General features: G+C 61.1%; 15 protein-coding genes. 11 read left to right on the plus strand and 4 right to left on the minus strand.

Features of this window, described 5'->3' with window-relative positions:
* The first annotated feature begins 236 nt into the window (after positions 1-236).
* The 4 genes from ABX75_RS07910 to ABX75_RS07925 are packed head-to-tail and all read left to right on the plus strand — an operon-like array spanning position 237 to position 4745.
* Positions 237-1592 (plus strand): pitrilysin family protein, encoded by a 1356-nt coding sequence (locus tag ABX75_RS07910; RefSeq protein WP_034101292.1) that lies wholly within the window; start codon positions 237-239, stop codon positions 1590-1592.
* On the plus strand, positions 1585-3075 hold the full coding sequence (locus tag ABX75_RS07915; RefSeq protein WP_047881722.1) for a pitrilysin family protein: 1491 nt from the start codon (positions 1585-1587) through the stop codon (positions 3073-3075). The genes ABX75_RS07910 and ABX75_RS07915 overlap by 8 nt, the downstream gene beginning before the upstream one ends.
* The gene (gene rsmD, locus ABX75_RS07920; RefSeq protein ID WP_047881723.1) at positions 3075-3692 is read left to right on the plus strand and encodes a 16S rRNA (guanine(966)-N(2))-methyltransferase RsmD; all 618 of its coding nucleotides are present in this window, start codon (positions 3075-3077) and stop codon (positions 3690-3692) included. The genes ABX75_RS07915 and rsmD overlap by 1 nt, the downstream gene beginning before the upstream one ends.
* 57 nt (positions 3693-3749) lie before the next feature.
* Positions 3750-4745 carry a hydrolase gene (locus tag ABX75_RS07925; RefSeq protein WP_047881724.1) on the plus strand — a complete coding sequence of 332 codons (996 nt, stop codon included), beginning with the start codon at positions 3750-3752 and terminating at the stop codon, positions 4743-4745.
* A 12-nt stretch (positions 4746-4757) separates the two neighbouring features.
* On the opposite strand, the gene ABX75_RS07930 is transcribed toward ABX75_RS07925, so the two are convergent.
* Both ABX75_RS07930 and ABX75_RS07935 read right to left on the minus strand, forming a co-directional pair.
* Positions 4758-5612 carry a sulfurtransferase gene (locus tag ABX75_RS07930; RefSeq protein ID WP_047881725.1) on the minus strand — a complete coding sequence of 285 codons (855 nt, stop codon included), beginning with the start codon at positions 5610-5612 and terminating at the stop codon, positions 4758-4760.
* Between the two features lie 33 nt (positions 5613-5645).
* On the minus strand, positions 5646-6317 hold the full coding sequence (locus ABX75_RS07935; protein WP_034101297.1) for a TetR/AcrR family transcriptional regulator: 672 nt from the start codon (positions 6315-6317) through the stop codon (positions 5646-5648).
* Positions 6318-6463: 146 nt separating this feature from the next.
* On the opposite strand from ABX75_RS07935, the gene ABX75_RS07940 reads away from it, so the two are divergent.
* The 5 genes from ABX75_RS07940 to ABX75_RS07960 all read left to right on the plus strand — a co-directional run bounded on the left by ABX75_RS07940 (position 6464) and on the right by ABX75_RS07960 (position 11032).
* Positions 6464-7891 (plus strand): coniferyl aldehyde dehydrogenase, encoded by a 1428-nt coding sequence (locus ABX75_RS07940; RefSeq protein ID WP_034115367.1) that lies wholly within the window; start codon positions 6464-6466, stop codon positions 7889-7891.
* Positions 7892-7916: 25 nt separating this feature from the next.
* A complete protein-coding gene (locus ABX75_RS07945; protein WP_034115368.1) occupies positions 7917-8462 on the plus strand; it encodes a hypothetical protein in 546 nt (181 codons plus the stop codon).
* 37 nt (positions 8463-8499) lie between these two features.
* Complete coding sequence (locus tag ABX75_RS07950) at positions 8500-10095, plus strand: GMC family oxidoreductase (RefSeq protein ID WP_034101765.1); 1596 nt, start codon at positions 8500-8502, stop codon at positions 10093-10095.
* A 103-nt stretch (positions 10096-10198) separates the two neighbouring features.
* Entirely contained in the window at positions 10199-10678 is a 480-nt protein-coding gene (gene coaD, locus ABX75_RS07955) for a pantetheine-phosphate adenylyltransferase (protein WP_038444185.1), read from the plus strand.
* Positions 10679-10780: 102 nt separating this feature from the next.
* Entirely contained in the window at positions 10781-11032 is a 252-nt protein-coding gene (locus ABX75_RS07960) for a YfhL family 4Fe-4S dicluster ferredoxin (protein WP_047881726.1), read from the plus strand.
* A gap of 121 nt (positions 11033-11153) precedes the next feature.
* On the opposite strand, the gene mutM is transcribed toward ABX75_RS07960, so the two are convergent.
* Both mutM and ABX75_RS07970 read right to left on the minus strand, forming a co-directional pair.
* Positions 11154-11966: a bifunctional DNA-formamidopyrimidine glycosylase/DNA-(apurinic or apyrimidinic site) lyase gene (gene mutM, locus ABX75_RS07965; protein ID WP_034101302.1), complete on the minus strand. Its 813-nt coding sequence runs from the start codon at positions 11964-11966 to the stop codon at positions 11154-11156.
* A 21-nt stretch (positions 11967-11987) separates the two neighbouring features.
* Positions 11988-12800: an HDOD domain-containing protein gene (locus ABX75_RS07970; RefSeq protein ID WP_169867689.1), complete on the minus strand. Its 813-nt coding sequence runs from the start codon at positions 12798-12800 to the stop codon at positions 11988-11990.
* Between the two features lie 266 nt (positions 12801-13066).
* Between ABX75_RS07970 and ABX75_RS07975 the strand changes: the two genes are divergently transcribed.
* Positions 13067-14263, plus strand: a complete 1197-nt coding sequence (locus ABX75_RS07975) for a class I SAM-dependent rRNA methyltransferase (protein WP_034115369.1) — start codon at positions 13067-13069, stop codon at positions 14261-14263.
* Positions 14264-14425: 162 nt separating this feature from the next.
* Positions 14426-15613, plus strand: coding sequence for a Bcr/CflA family efflux MFS transporter (locus ABX75_RS07980; RefSeq protein WP_047881727.1), 1188 nt, complete (start codon positions 14426-14428; stop codon positions 15611-15613).
* Positions 15614-15733 lie beyond the last annotated feature (120 nt).

Here is a 15733-nt window from a genome sequence, read left to right on the forward strand (position 1 = left end):
ATAAAGCCTCAGGAAAACGATTCAATACAGGGCTTTAGCGACACATAATCGGCGAAAAATAGAATAACTTCAGGGAAAACCACTGCTTATTCCATGTTTCCTACGGCTACATACGAGGCGTCGTAAACACCCCGAGCCTGATAGCCGTGGCCGTCGTTAAATCGGATCAGTATCCTAGCACCTCCTCGCCCGCCGACGCTAAGACCAAGCGGGCCGCCCAACAGGTTAAAAAACGAATGAATGCTCTCGCCCGCCGCGCCGCAGGCCTGCTGTTCAGCACAGTTTGTCTGCCTCTTTCAGCCTTGGCTGCCGATCCACAACCGACCCATGAATTCACCCTCGATAACGGCCTCAAGGTGGTCGTACGCGAAGACCATCGCGCGCCGGTGGTGGTTTCCCAGGTTTGGTACAAGGTCGGCTCAAGCTATGAAACCCCGGGCCAGACCGGTTTGTCCCACGCTCTGGAGCACATGATGTTCAAGGGCAGCGCCAAGGTCGGCCCGGGCGAAGCCTCGCTGATCCTGCGCGACCTCGGCGCCGAAGAAAATGCGTTTACCAGCGATGACTACACCGCCTACTACCAAGTGCTGGCCCGCGACCGCCTGGGCGTGGCCTTCGAGTTGGAAGCGGACCGCATGGCCAGCCTGCGCTTGCCGGCCGACGAATTCAGCCGCGAGATCGAGGTGATCAAGGAAGAGCGCCGCCTGCGCACCGACGACAACCCGATGTCCAAAGCCTTCGAACGCTTCAAGGCGATGGCTTTCCCGGCCAGCGGTTACCACACGCCGACCATCGGCTGGATGGCAGACCTGGAGCGCATGAAGGTCGAAGAGCTGCGTCACTGGTACCAATCCTGGTATGTGCCCAATAACGCTACCCTGGTGGTGGTCGGCGACGTGACTCCGGACGAGGTGAAGAACCTGGCCCAGCGCTACTTCGGCCCGATCCCCAAACGTGACGTGCCACCAGCCAAGATCCCCATGGAGCTGGCCGAACCCGGCGAGCGCCTACTGACAATGCGCGTGCAGACCCAACTGCCAAGCGTAATCCTCGGCTTTAACGTACCCGGCCTCGCCACTGCCGAGGACAAACGCTCGGTGCAGGCCCTGCGCCTGATCTCGGCTCTGCTGGATGGCGGCTATAGCGCGCGTATTTCCGAGCAATTGGAACGTGGCGAAGAGCTGGTATCCGCCGCCTCTACCAATTACGACGCCTATACCCGTGGCGACACCCTATTCACCCTCTCGGCCACGCCGAACCAGCAGAAGAAAAAGACCATCGCCCAAGCCGAGGCCGGCCTGTGGCGCCTGCTGGACGAATTGAAAGCCAAACCGCCGACCGCTGAAGAACTGGAACGCATCCGTGCCCAGGTCATCGCCGGCCTGGTCTATCAGCGGGACTCCATCACCAGCCAGGCCACGGCCATCGGCTCCCTGGAGACGGTGGGGCTGTCATGGAAACTCATGGACAGCGAACTCGCCGACCTGCAAAGCGTGACCCCGCAAGACATCCAGAAAGCCGCCCGCACCTACTTCACCCGCGAACGTTTGAGCGTCGCCCATGTTCTGCCCGAGGAGACCGCTCATGAGTGATCGCAAAAGCAGCCGTCTGATTCTGCCCGGCTTGATCGCCGTTACCTTGATCGCCGCGAGCGCCGTGTACTTCCTGCGGCCCAGCGAGTCGGTTGCCAGCCAGGCGCTGGATCAAGCGCAATCGGCCAACAAGCTGCAATCCCTGGCAGAACTGGACGGCAAGGCGCCGACCAACCGCAAGCTGGATGTGCAGACATGGACCACTGCCGAAGGCGCCAAGGTACTGTTCGTCGAAGCCCATGAACTGCCTATGTTCGATATGCGCATCCTGTTCGCCGCCGGCAGCAGCCAGGACGGCGACGTGCCAGGTCTGGCGTTGATGACCAACGCAATGCTTAACGAAGGCGTGCCGGGCAAGGATGTCAGCCAGATCGCCAGTGGCTTTGAGGGCCTGGGTGCCGACTTCGGCAATGGCGCCTACCGCGACATGGCGCTGGTATCCCTGCGCAGCCTCAGCGACAGTGCCAAGCGCGATGCCGCCCTGGCGCTATTCGATCAGGTGATCGGTCAACCGACTTTCCCGGCCGATTCCCTGGCGCGCATCAAGAACCAGATCCTCGCCGGCTTCGAGTATCAGAAGCAGAACCCCGCCAAACTGGCGAGCCTTGAGTTGTTCAAGCGTCTATATGGCAATCATCCGTATGCCCATGCCAGTGAAGGCACGCCAGAAAGCGTGCCGAAAATCACCCTGGCGCAGTTGCAGGCCTTTCACGCCAAAGCTTATGCCGCCGGCAATGCGGTGATTGCGGTAGTGGGCGACTTGTCCCGCCCCGAAGCCGAAGCCATGACCGCCAAGGTGTCCGCCTCGCTGCCCAAGGGCCCTGCCCTGCCGAAAATCGCCCAGCCCACCGAGCCCAAGGCCGGCCTGAGCCATATCGAGTTCCCTTCCAAGCAGACTCACCTGCTGTTCGCCCAACTGGGCATCGACCGCGCCGACCCGGACTACGCAGCCTTGTCCCTGGGCAACCAGATCCTCGGTGGCGGCGGTTTCGGCACACGCTTGATGAGCGAAGTACGCGAGAAGCGCGGCCTGACCTATGGCGTGTACTCCGGTTTCTCGCCGATGCAGGTGCGTGGCCCGTTCATGATCAACCTGCAGACCCGCGCCGAAATGAGCGGCGGCACCCTGCGCCTGGTGGAACAGGTACTGGCCGATTACCTCAAGACCGGCCCGACCCAGAAGGAGCTGGATGACGCCAAGCGCGAGCTGGCCGGCAGCTTCCCGCTCTCGACCGCGAGCAATGCCGATATCGTCGGCCAGCTGGGGGCGATGGGTTTCTACAATCTGCCGCTGAGCTATCTGGAGGATTTCATGAAACAATCCCAGGCTTTGACCGTAGAGCAGGTCAAGGCTGCGCTGAACAAACACTTGAGCGCCGACAAGATGGTCATCGTGACCGCCGGCCCGACCATTGCGCAGAAGCCACTACCGCCCCCTACTGATAAACCCGCCGAGCAGCCGCTCGGGGTCCCGGAGCATTAATGGCCAGTTCATCTCGCCCGAAAAAACCTGTCCACAACGTACATAACGGTGTGGGCCAACTGCGCATCATTGGCGGTGAGTGGGGCAGCCGCAAGCTGAGCTTCCCCGACGTGGTGGGCCTGCGCCCAACACCGGATCGCGTGCGCGAAACCCTGTTCAACTGGCTCGCACCCTACATCGGCGGGGCCAAGGTGCTGGACCCGTTCGCCGGCAGTGGCGCGTTGTTCCTGGAAGCGTTGTCCCGTGGCGCCGCCCAGGCCCAGGCGTTGGACGCCAGCAACGTCGCTGTGGCCAGCCTCAAGGAGCATCTGGGCACCCTGCGCTGCACCAATGGTCAGGTGCAAACCGCCGACGCCCTGCGCTATCTGGAAACCCAGCCCGCCAGTGAATATGACGTGGTATTCCTCGACCCACCGTTCAACCAGAACCTGTTGCCCACCGTGTGCGCGCTGCTGGAAGAACGCCAATGGCTGGCAGCCGATGCGTGGATCTACACTGAAAGCGAAACCGCACCCTCTACCCTGGGCCTGCCTGGCGCATGGCGCCTGCATCGGGAGCAAAAATCCGGACGGGTGTTTTACGCGTTGTGGCATCGGTTGGTCGAAAGCGGCGCTTAATGCTTTTCAGCACGCGGATTCTTGTGGCGGGCAGGCTCGCCACAGACTGAGAGTTTCATGACACCGACCTCCGACCTGTTTACCCCCGCCTTCGGCCTCGGCAACCCCCACTTGCAAACACTGTGGGGGCCGCTGTTGCGCCCCACAACCCATATTGAGCGCCAACGCGAGCGTCTATGGCTGGAAGACGGCGACTTTCTCGACCTTGACTGGCACGGCCCTCACGACGCACACGTGCCGCTGGTGCTGGTGCTGCATGGGTTGACCGGCTCATCCAACTCCCCCTATGTCGCGGGCTTGCAGAAAGTCCTCGCCGGCCAGGGCTGGGCCAGCGTCGCGCTGAACTGGCGGGGCTGCTCCGGCGAGCCGAACCTGTTAGCGCGCAGCTATCACTCCGGCGCCAGCGAAGACCTCGCGGCGACCATTACGCACCTGCGCGCCAAGCGACCGTTGGCGCCCTTGTACGCGGTGGGTTACTCCCTGGGTGGCAACGTGTTGCTCAAGCATTTAGGGGAAACAGGGGAAATGTCCGGCCTGCAAGGCGCAGCGGCGGTGTCGGTGCCGTTTCGCCTGGATCAGTGCGCCGATCGCATCGGGCTGGGGTTTTCGCGGGTGTATCAGAAGCACTTCATGCGCGAAATGCTCACGTATATCCGCCTCAAGCAACGCCGCTTCCTACAGGATGGCCAGGTGGAGGGATTGAAAACCCTGGAGGCCCTCGGCTCGCTGGAGAAGATGCGCACGTTTTGGGACTTCGACGGCCGGGTCACCGCGCCGCTGCACGGTTTTCTGAGTGCCGAGGATTATTACCGCCGCGCGTCGAGCCGTTACTATCTGGGCGGCATCCGCACCCCAACCCTGATTATCCAGGCCGCCGATGACCCGTTCGTGTTTGCCCATAGCTTGCCTGAGGCCAGCGAGCTATCGGATTGCACCGAGTTTGAGCTAACGACCAAAGGTGGCCATGTGGGCTTTGTCGATGGCTCACTGAAACGCCCCGGCTACTACCTGGAGCGTCGAATCCCTCAATGGCTATTGGCCCAGCACGGCTAAACGAGTGGGCGATCAATCGCACGTAGCAATCGCCCGCTTCGAATCGGTGATCCACTCGCTCCACGACCCCGCATACAACTTACCCAGTGGATAACCTGCCAGGCTCAGGGCGAACAGGTTGTGGCACGCCGTCACTCCCGAACCGCAATAGGCCACCAGTTCTTCCGGCGAGCGCCCCTGCAACTGCGCAGCGAAGCGTTGCTTGAGTTGTTCGGCCGGCAGAAAGCGCCCGTCGCTGCCGAGGTTTTCATTGAATGCCGCGCACTGCGCACCGGGAATATGCCCGGCAATTGGGTCGATGGGTTCGACTTCGCCGCGAAAACGCGCGGGGGCGCGGGCATCGATCAAGGTCATGCCCGGCTGGCCCAGGCGTTCTTGCAGGTGTTCGGCGTCCAGCAGCAGATGATTGTCCGGCTGGCCGACAAAGCTCCCAGGTTCGGTTACCGGCACGCCAAGGCTCAATGGGAACCCGGCGCTGTGCCAAGCCTTGAGGCCGCCATCCAGAATGGATACGCCGTCGCGCTTGCCCAGCCAGGCCAGCAGCCACCATGCCCGCGCGGCATAAGCGCCGGGGCCGTCGTCGTACAGCACGACATCAGTGTCGGCACTGATGCCCCAGGCCCGCAGTTGCTCGGCGAAGGTGTCCGCCGCCGGTAAAGGGTGGCGGCCGGTCACGCCTCTTACCACCTGACCGCTGAGGTGGCGCTCAAGATCGGCATATTGCGCGCCCTCGATATGGCCTTCGGCATAGCTGCAACGCCCGTATTCCGGGTCTTCCAGGGCGAAACGGCAATCCAGGATTACCAAACCTCCGGCCTTGCGGCGCTCGGCCAATTGCTGGGGGCTGATCAGTTGGGCAAGCGGCATGGCGGACTCCTGTAAACAGATTCGAGAAAGGGCCTACTTCACTTCTTCCAGTGCCTGATTCAACGGCACGTAAAATTCTTTGAACAGTGCGTCCACCGCGTCTTTCGCCTGGGGCGTGACGAAGCCGGCCTCCAGCACCAGCACCTGGTACACCCCGCGCTTGATCGCTTCGGCACTCAGATGGGCAGAATTCTCATTGGTGGTGCACAAAAAACGCACCCAGGAAGTGAGGATAATCCAGGCATTCAGGGTCAGGGCTTCGGTTTGCACCGGGTCCATATTGAGAATGCCGGCATCGACAAACCCCTGGTAGATAGCGCCGCCCTGGATCAGGCAACGCTGGGAAAAACGCCGATAGCCAGTGGCCAATTCCGGGTCGCTTTCCAGCAGGTGCTCAAGGTCGCGGTGCAGGAAACGATAGCGCCACATGCCGGCCAATACGGCTTGCAGGTAGAAACGCTTATCCTCCACCTGCATCGCACGCCCTTGGGGCGGACGCAGGAAACTGTCCACCAGCGCTTCGTACTCGCGAAACAGCACGGCGATGATCGCCTGCTTGTTGGGGAAGTGGTAGTACAGGTTGCCCGGCGAAATTTCCATATGGGCGGCGATATGGTTGGTGCTGATACTGCGCTCGCCCTGCTGGTTAAAAAGCTCCAGGCTGGTTTGCACAATGCGCTCGCTGGTCTTTACTCGTGGTGCCATAGGGGATCAGCTTCTATACACGGGATGGAGCATCTTACGGGCTATCCCGGCCTGGATAAATCCATCATGTTGCTGCAATGTTATTTGACAATTTAGAGTAATGACTCTAAAAATCCACGCAGACCAATAACAACCGGTACTGCGCCATGTCTGCCAACGTTGCCTACCTGCAAGATTCTCAGGCACTGGATCAACTCCAGGGTCTGTTCGACGCACAGCAGCGTGCCTACGCTGCCAATCCCATGCCGCCGGCTGCGCAGCGTCAACAATGGCTCAAAGCCCTGCGGGATCTGCTCAGCAATGAACGCCAGGCGTTGATCGATGCGATCAGCCAGGACTTCAGCCACCGCAGTGCCGACGAAACCCTCTTCGCCGAACTGATGCCCAGCCTGCATGGCATTCACTACGCCAGCAAACACCTCAAGCGTTGGATGAAACCCTCCCGACGCGCCGTAGGCATTGCCTTCCAACCGGCGTCAGCCAAAGTCATCTATCAGCCGTTGGGAGTGGTGGGCGTCATCGTGCCGTGGAACTACCCGCTGTACCTGGCCATCGGCCCGTTGGTCGGCGCGTTGGCGGCCGGTAACCGGGTCATGCTCAAGCTCAGTGAATCCACGCCGGCCACCGGGCAACTGCTCAAGACGTTGCTGGCGAGAATTTTCCCCGAAGACCTGGTGTGCGTGGTGCTCGGCGAGGCCGATATGGGGATCGCGTTTTCCCGGCTGCGCTTCGATCACTTGCTCTTCACCGGCGCCACCAGTATCGGCAAGCATGTAATGCGCGCGGCGGCGGAACACCTCACGCCGGTGACCCTGGAACTGGGCGGCAAATCGCCCGCCATCGTTTCCACGGATGTACCGCTCAAGGACGCAGCCGAACGCATCGCCTTCGGCAAAGCGCTGAACGCCGGGCAGACCTGCGTGGCGCCGGATTACGTGCTGGTGCCAGAAGACCGCGTCGAGGGGTTTGTCGAGGCTTACAGCAACGCCGTTCGCGGGTTTTATCCCACGCTGGCCGACAACCCGGACTACACCGCGATTATCAATGAGCGACAACTGGCCAGGCTCAACGCCTACGTCAAGGACGCCACAGACAAGGGCGCCACCCTGATTCCGCTGTACGACCAAGGCCAGGCGCGACGAATGCCTCACAGCCTGCTCCTTAACGTCAGCGACGACATGACCGTGATGCAGGACGAAATCTTCGGTCCGGTGCTGCCGATCGTGCCGTATCGCGGCATCGATCAGGCCTTTGCCTACATCAACCAACGGCCTCGCCCGCTGGCGCTGTATTACTTCGGCTACAACAAGGGCGAACAACAGCGCGTGCTGCACGAAACCCATTCCGGTGGCGTGTGCCTGAACGACACCCTGCTGCACGTCGCCCAGGACGATATGCCGTTCGGCGGCATCGGCCCCTCGGGCATGGGCCACTACCACGGTCACGAAGGTTTCCTGACGTTCAGCAAGGCCAAGGGGGTGCTGATCAAGCAACGTCTGAACGCGGCGAAGCTGATCTACCCGCCCTACGGCAAGGCCATACAGAAGTTGATCCAGAAGCTGTTCGTCCGCTGATTCCGCCACCTACGGGATAACAACAATGAACCCTAGCCTCACGGATTCCCCCGCGCTGTCACGGCGCGGCGTCTTGAAAATCGGCCTGTGCGCCAGTGCCTTCCTGGCCACAGCAGGGCTGGGCGCCAGCCTCAGTGGCTGCTCCAGCAGCACTCCGGCCAGCGGCTTTGCCATGCTGCGCAACAGCGATCTGCCGTTTTTGCGCGCGGTGATCCCTGTCTTATTGGAGGGCGTGGCCAGTGCCCAGGCGGTCGCCAGCGGCATCGACGGCACTCTGAAAAAACTCGACTTCAGTCTGCAGCACCTGTCGCCGGAAATGTTCAAGCTCACCCAGCAATTGTTCGATGTGCTGAGCCTGGGCCTCACTCGCGGCCCGCTCACCGGAATCTGGGGCAGTTGGGAAAACGCCAGCGCTGAACAGATCCGCCACTTTCTGCAGCGCTGGGAAAACAGTTACCTGAACCTGCTCCGCATGGGCCAGGGCTCGCTGCTCAAGCTGGTGATCATGGCCTGGTACTTCCAGCCGGTGTCCTGGGCCCATTGCGGCTACCCCGGGCCGCCGAAGATCTGATCCGCATCCCCCACAATAAAAACAAGAGACGACCCTGATGCCCGTACCCGATCTGTTCCGCGAAGGCCTGGCCCGTGGCTGGAAAACCCACAATGGCAGCGCCCTCGATCAAGACCTGACCCTGGAAGCCGACGTGGCGATCATCGGCAGCGGCGCTGGGGGCGGCACCACTGCTGAAATCCTCAGCGCGGCCGGTTACAAGGTGCTGCTGATCGAAGAAGGCCCGCTCAAGACCAGCAGCGACTTCAAGTTGCTTGAGGACGAGGCCTACACCAGCCTGTATCAGGAAGGCATTGGCCGCATGAGCAAGGACGGGGCGATCACCATCCTTCAGGGCCGCGCGGTGGGCGGTACGACACTGATCAATTGGACCTCCAGTTTTCGTACACCGGACGCGACCCTTTCCCACTGGGCCAGCGAATATGCGGTCAAGGGCCACAGCAGCGCCGAGATGGCGCCGTGGTTCGAAAAAATGGAGCAACGCCTGGGCATCGCCCCGTGGGCCGTCCCGCCCAACCCCAACAACGATGTGATCCGCAAGGGCTGCGAAAAACTCGGCTACAGCTGGCATGTGATCCCGCGCAACGTGCGTGGCTGCTTTAACTTGGGTTATTGCGGCATGGGCTGCCCGGTCAATGCCAAGCAATCGATGCTGGTCACCACCATCCCCTCCACCTTGGAACGCGGCGGGGAGCTGCTCTACCTGGCGCGCGCCGAGCATTTCAAATACCGCGGCGACACCGTCAGCAGCCTGGAATGCATGGCGATGGACGCCCGCTGCGTAGCACCCACAGGGCGCAAAATCACGGTCAACGCCAAACACTATGTACTGGCCGGGGGCGGCATCAACAGCCCGGCGTTGCTAATGCGTTCGGACGCGCCGGACCCACATTCGCGGCTGGGCAAGCGGACCTTTCTGCACTTGGTGAATTTCTCCGCGGCGCTGTTCGACGAGGTGATCAACCCGTTCTACGGCGCGCCGCAGTCGATCTACTCCGACCATTTCCAATGGCAGGATGGCACTACCGGTAAAATGTCCTACAAACTCGAAGCGCCACCGCTGCATCCGGCGCTGGCCAGCACTCTGCTGGGCGGCTATGGCACACAGAATGCGCTGGATATGAGCCAGTTGCCCAATACCCACGCGATGCTGGCGTTGCTGCGCGACGGTTTCCACCCTGACAGCCCGGGCGGCAATGTGGAACTGCGCGGCGACGGCACGCCAGTGCTTGACTATCAGGTCTCAGACTACGCCTGGGACGGTCTACGCCGGGCCTTCCAGAGCATGGCCGAGATCCAGTTCGCGGCGGGCGCCAAGTCCGTCAAACCGCTGCATCACGATGCACGCTATGTGAAAACCCTGGCCGAAGCCCGCACGCTGATCGAGGGCCTCAACCTGGAACTGCACCGCACCTGCCTGGGCAGCGCCCACGTGATGGGCGGTTGCGCCATGGGTGAAGACCCCAAAATGGCCGTGGCCGACAGCCTTGGCCGTCATCACCAATTGCGCAATCTGTCCATCCACGATGGCTCATTATTCCCCACCAGCATCGGGGCGAACCCGCAATTGTCGGTGTATGGATTGACCGCGAAACTGGCGACTTCATTGGCCGAACGTCTGAAAACGGCGTGAAAACACCTAGGATTCACGGCATTTATCTACGTAAGTCGACTTGGCCGACCGGGAAGGCTGCGATACCATCCGGTTCCCCAACGGACTCCGCCAGGACGACGCGATGAACCGAGTGTTGTACCCAGGTACCTTCGACCCGATTACCAAAGGCCATGGCGATTTGGTCGAACGCGCCTCTCGCTTGTTCGACCATGTGATCATCGCGGTCGCTGCCAGCCCCAAGAAAAACCCGCTGTTTCCCCTGGAACAGCGCGTGGATCTGGCGCGAGAGGTCACCAAGCATCTGCCTAACGTGGAAGTCGTCGGCTTCTCCACGTTGTTGGCGCACTTCGCCAAAGAGCAGAACGCCAATGTATTTTTGCGTGGCCTGCGTGCGGTGTCGGACTTTGAATACGAATTCCAACTGGCCAACATGAACCGCCAACTGGCGCCGGATGTCGAGAGCCTGTTCCTCACGCCGTCGGAGCGTTATTCGTTTATTTCCTCGACGTTGGTCCGAGAAATCGCGGCATTGGGCGGGGATATCACCAAGTTCGTGCATCCGGCCGTGGCCGATGCGCTGACGCTGCGCTTCAAGAAGTAAGACCGCTCAATCGGCGCCTGCTCGCACTGCGGGCGTCAATGCGGCACAATTGCGCGCATTCGTTTTCAGATGCCTTGGCTGACGGCCCTGGCAGGAGTTTCCATGTCCCTGATCATCACCGACGATTGCATCAATTGCGACGTCTGCGAACCCGAGTGTCCGAACGCTGCAATCTCTCAAGGCGAAGAGATCTACGTGATTGACCCCAACCTCTGCACCCAGTGCGTCGGCCATTACGACGAACCTCAATGCCAGCAGGTGTGCCCGGTCGATTGCATTCCGCTGGATGAAGCCCATCCGGAGACGCAAGAGCAGTTGATGGATAAGTACCGGAAGATTACCGGTAAGAATTGAGCCTATTTAGTGCCTGTTAGGGCCTTATCGGGGGCAAGCCCCCTCTCACATTTTTTGAATGTATTCACAAACTGTGGGAGTGGGCTTGCCCCCGATAGCGATACCAGCCATCACCCAGCAATCAGCTCTGGCACCTGGGGCAAAACACACTGGCCCGCTGCCCCAGCACCACATTGCGCAGCTCAGTCCCGCAGACCTTGCACGCCTCGCCGCCTCGGCCGTAGACGAACAGTTCCTGCTGGAAGTACCCCGGCTGCCCGTCGCCACCAATGAAATCCCGCAATGTCGTGCCGCCGCGCTCGATGGCCGCCGCCAGCACGCGCTTGATCTCGATCGCGAGCTTTAAATAACGCCCGCGTGAAATGCCGCCGGCCGCGCGACGCGGATCGATCCCCGCCGCAAACAACGCTTCCGTCGCATAGATATTGCCCACACCGACCACCACCGCGTTATCCATGATGAACGGTTTGACCGCCATGGACTTGCCGCGCGACTGTTGAAACAGGCGCTCGCCGTCGAACAGGTCGGTCAACGGTTCCGGCCCCAGGCGCAGCAGCAGCTCGTGGTTGTGCGGGTCCTGGCTCCAGAGCATCGCGCCGAAACGCCGCGGGTCGGTGTAGCGCAGGGCCAGGCCGGATTCGAGTTCGATGTCCACATGCTCATGCTTGGCCGCCGGCATGCCGGTTTCCACCAGACGCAAATTACCGGACATGCCCAAGTGGCTGATCAGGGTGCCCACTTCGGCATTGATCAACAGGTACTTGGCACGCCGTTCCACCAGCACGATGCGCTGCCCGGAGAGGCGCACATCCAGGTCTTCGGGAATCGGCCAGCGCAGGCGCCGCTCGCGCACCACCACACGGCTGACGCGCTGCCCCTCCAGGTGCGGTGCGATCCCGCGTCGGGTGGTTTCGACTTCAGGTAACTCGGGCATGTACGCCTCTTGGGTAATAAATCAGTTCGCGCCCAATTCGCGGATCGACAACTTCATGCTCTCGAAGTCGTAGTCCGACAGGCCTACGTAATCGAGCACCAGGTGGCCAATGGCGTTCCACTCATGGTCCACCGACTGGTTGCCCAGCACCCGATAGGACGCGCAGATGTGCTCGGCCATTTTCAGGATCGCCAACAAGTTCTTCAGCGGCGCATTGCGCGAGGACTCATCGCTGAAAACCGCCAGGGCGTTGTGGTGGTTGGCAATCGCGTCGGTCACATGTTCCGGCAAACGCCAGGACTTGGCGGTGTAGTAACCCACCACCGCATGGTTGGTATTGAACGCGTTGTTCTCGGTATCGACCACGCGGCAGTCCGGCCCGGCGTTGGCATAGGCCTCTTCGAGCACCGCCATATAGTTGGGGAAACGTTTGAGCATCAGCGGCACGCCGCAATCGTGGAACAGCCCCAGGGCATAGGCTTCGTCCACCGCCTGAGAACCGGTGCGCTTGGCCACGGTCAGGCTGGTCATGGCCACATCCTGAGCGGTGTCCCAGAAGCGGTTGAGGGTGACGATGGTTTCATCGCTCATCTCGCCGCGGATCGACAGAGCGTTGATCAGGTTGATCACCGAACGGCTGCCCAGCAGGTTCACCGCGCGTTGGATCGAGGCGATCTTGTTGCTCAGGCCGTAATGCGCCGAGTTGACGATTTTCAGCAGCGCGCCGGACAGGCCTGGGTCCTGGGAGATCAGCCGCGCGATCACGTCCAGATCCGGATCGGGCATGTACTGCTCCATCTGCAAATCCACCATGATCTGCGGCTGCGGCGGCACGCTGATGCCTTGCAGGGCCTGTTGAATCTGTTCGGCGGTAAGCTCTTGGGACATAAGTACACACTCCGGGCTAGGCCGCGATTCTAACCCCTAAGCAAAGCTGACCGACACCTCAAAAACCCGATCAATGTGGGAGTTGGCTTGCCTGCGATAGCATCGCCGCCGTACGTCAGATACACCGCGCCGTCGGCATCGCAGGCAAGCCAGCTCCCACATGAACCGGCGCGCAAAGGGTATACTCCCGCTCTTTTTTCCGGAGCGACGTCATGTCCCTGCCAAGCCTGCGTCTCAAAGCCAACGCCGATCGTCGTTTGCGCAACGGCCACCTGTGGGTCTACAGCAACGAAATCGACGTGGCCGCCACCCCACTCCACGGCTTCCAGGCAGGCGACCAAGCCATCCTGGAAGCTGCCGGCGGCAAGACCCTGGGCATCGTGGCCATGAGCCCGAACAACCTGATCTGCGCCCGCCTGCTGTCGCGCGACATCAAGTTGCCATTGGACAAGTCGCTGCTGGTGCACCGCCTGAACGTTGCCCTGTCCCTGCGTGATCGCCTGTTCGACAAGCCGTTCTACCGCCTGGTCTACGGCGATTCCGACCTGCTGCCGGGCTTGGTGGTCGACCGTTTCGGCGACATTCTGGTGGTGCAAATCGCCTCGGCGACCATGGAAGCCCATAAAGACGACGTGATCGCCGCGCTGACCCAAGTGCTCAAGCCCAGCGGCATCCTGTTCAAGAACGACTCCGCCGCACGCGACGCCGAAGGTCTGAACCGTTACGTCGAAACCGTGTTCGGCCTGGTGCCGGAGTGGGTGGCGCTGGAAGAAAACGGCGTGAAGTTCGAAGCCCCGGTGATCCAGGGCCAGAAAACCGGTTGGTTCTACGACCACCGCATGAACCGCGCCCGTCTGGCGCCGTATGCCAAAGGCAAACGCGTACTGGACCTGTACAGCTACATCGGCGGCTGGGGCGTGCAAGCCGCGGCGTTCGGCGCCAGTGAAGTGTTCTGCGTCGACGCTTCGGCCTTCGCCCTTGACGGCGTGGAGCGCAACGCCGCGCTGAACGGCTTCGCCGAGAAAATGACCTGCATCGAAGGCGACGTTTTTGAAGCCCTCAAGGAACTCAAAGCCAGCGAAGAGCGCTTCGACGTGATCGTCGCCGACCCACCGGCCTTCATCAAACGCAAAAAAGACATGAAAAACGGCGAAGGCGCTTACCGCCGCCTGAACGAGCAAGCCATGCGCCTGCTCAGCAAGGACGGCATCCTGGTCAGCGCTTCGTGCTCCATGCACCTGCCGGAAGACGATCTGCAAAACATCCTGCTAACCAGCGCCCGCCACCTGGACCGCAATATCCAGATGCTGGAGCGCGGCGGCCAGGGCCCGGACCATCCGGTGCACCCGGCGATCGTGGAGACGCGGTATATCAAGAGCATTACGTGCCGGTTGTTGCCCAATAGCTGATGCTGGCCTGACCGTTCACTTGTAAACGGCTCATGTGTGGGGGCAGCCGCCCCCACACTTTTTTGCGAAATTTCAGACAACACTAATCGCCCTATGGGGCATTGACCGGGTTCTCTCTTCAAATCGATTCTCAGCCCTCATTCAAGGTCTGAGCCCTCCTCGATGACCCACCTGACCTCCCCCGCCCGAAAAACCGCCGCCATCGCCTTGCTGATGAACATGACGATCCTCGGCGTATTTCCCCTGGACGTGATTCTGCCCTCCTTTCCCTCCATGGCTCGCTACTTCGATACGGCCGTGGCCGATATCGCGTTATCGGTGAGTCTGTTTTCAATCGGTTTATCGTTGTCGCTGCTGCTGGTCGGACCACTGTCCGACCGCCTGGGGCGCAAGCGTGTGTTGATAATCGGTATGGGCGTCGCCGTCATGGGCTCGGCGGGTTGTGCCATGGCGCAGGACTTTGCCTGGTTTATGGTCTTCCGAATGATCCAGGCGGTCGGGTGCGGCAGTTTCGTACTGTCCCAGGCACTGGTGCAGGATCTATTCATCGGCAAAGAACAAGAGCGATTGCGCATTGCCATGGTCACGGCCAGCGGCATCTGTATTTCCGTGTCACCGTTGTTCGGCAGTTGGTTGCAGACCTGGCTCGACTGGCGCGGCAGCTTTCAGGTGTTTGTCATCATTGGCCTGTTATTGATCCTCAAGGCTTGGCTCCTACTCGACGCTCCAAGCCCGCCCTCCGATGCTCGACTCTCGATTGTGAACGCGTACCGACAGGTGCTGCGTGATCGCAGTTTCGTCGGCTACTGGCTGATCTCGGCACTAGCCTTCGGTTGCCATTTCGCCTTTATCGTTGTGTCGCCCATCATCCTGATGGAGCAATTGGGCCTTACGCCTTATCGGTTCGCCCTGGTCTTGCTGCTCTATGGCGCCGCCTACGTGCTGGGTGGCATCGCTGCGGGCTGGATGAACCGGTGGATGGACGGCAATACGCAGATCGTCACCGGTCAGCGACTGATCGCATCGGCGGGCGTATTAATGCTGGCGCTCTATCACCTGTGGGGCCTGACGGTCATGACAGTGATGCTGCCGATGATCCTCTGTACCGCCGGAACGACCATCACCCGCCCCATTGCAACCTCCCGCGCCATGGGCCGATTCCCGCTGGCCGCCGGGACCTGCGCGTCGGCGGGAAACGTGATTATTTTTGTCTGTGGCGGTTTGGTCAGCAGCCTGGTCAGCCAGTCAGGCGAACAGGTGATGAACGTGCTGGCGATCACCTTTCTGGTTCTGAGCGGTATCGGCATGGGCCTGAACGCCAGGGAGCAAAGGTCTGCGCACGCGGCCTAAGGGCTCACTTCACGCTTGCGCCCATTCCCTCCAGCCGCCAGCGGTGTAGAATCGGCCCTATTCATCGCCAGTCATCCCCCGGCGGGTTTATGAGCTCAAGGCCACGGCGCGCGGCGATCC

The organism is Pseudomonas sp. ARP3 (assembly GCF_001029595.1).
Classification (GTDB): Bacteria; Pseudomonadota; Gammaproteobacteria; order Pseudomonadales; family Pseudomonadaceae; genus Aquipseudomonas; species Aquipseudomonas rhodesiae.

Excerpts from the sequence above, each read along its gene's own strand:
- ABX75_RS07930 (WP_047881725.1), bottom strand. The coding sequence starts at position 5,612 with ATGCCGCTTGCCCAACTGATCAGCCCCCAGCAATTGGCCGAGCGCCGC.
- ABX75_RS07940 (WP_034115367.1), top strand. The coding sequence starts at position 6,464 with ATGTCTGCCAACGTTGCCTACCTGCAAGATTCTCAGGCACTGGATCAA.
- ABX75_RS07910 (WP_034101292.1), top strand. The coding sequence starts at position 237 with ATGAATGCTCTCGCCCGCCGCGCCGCAGGCCTGCTGTTCAGCACAGTT.
- ABX75_RS07945 (WP_034115368.1), top strand. The coding sequence starts at position 7,917 with ATGAACCCTAGCCTCACGGATTCCCCCGCGCTGTCACGGCGCGGCGTC.
- ABX75_RS07935 (WP_034101297.1), bottom strand. The coding sequence starts at position 6,317 with ATGGCACCACGAGTAAAGACCAGCGAGCGCATTGTGCAAACCAGCCTG.
- ABX75_RS07980 (WP_047881727.1), top strand. The coding sequence starts at position 14,426 with ATGACCCACCTGACCTCCCCCGCCCGAAAAACCGCCGCCATCGCCTTG.
- ABX75_RS07975 (WP_034115369.1), top strand. The coding sequence starts at position 13,067 with ATGTCCCTGCCAAGCCTGCGTCTCAAAGCCAACGCCGATCGTCGTTTG.
- ABX75_RS07915 (WP_047881722.1), top strand. The coding sequence starts at position 1,585 with ATGAGTGATCGCAAAAGCAGCCGTCTGATTCTGCCCGGCTTGATCGCC.
- ABX75_RS07925 (WP_047881724.1), top strand. The coding sequence starts at position 3,750 with ATGACACCGACCTCCGACCTGTTTACCCCCGCCTTCGGCCTCGGCAAC.
- ABX75_RS07950 (WP_034101765.1), top strand. The coding sequence starts at position 8,500 with ATGCCCGTACCCGATCTGTTCCGCGAAGGCCTGGCCCGTGGCTGGAAA.
- coaD (WP_038444185.1), top strand. The coding sequence starts at position 10,199 with ATGAACCGAGTGTTGTACCCAGGTACCTTCGACCCGATTACCAAAGGC.
- rsmD (WP_047881723.1), top strand. The coding sequence starts at position 3,075 with ATGGCCAGTTCATCTCGCCCGAAAAAACCTGTCCACAACGTACATAAC.
- mutM (WP_034101302.1), bottom strand. The coding sequence starts at position 11,966 with ATGCCCGAGTTACCTGAAGTCGAAACCACCCGACGCGGGATCGCACCG.
- ABX75_RS07960 (WP_047881726.1), top strand. The coding sequence starts at position 10,781 with ATGTCCCTGATCATCACCGACGATTGCATCAATTGCGACGTCTGCGAA.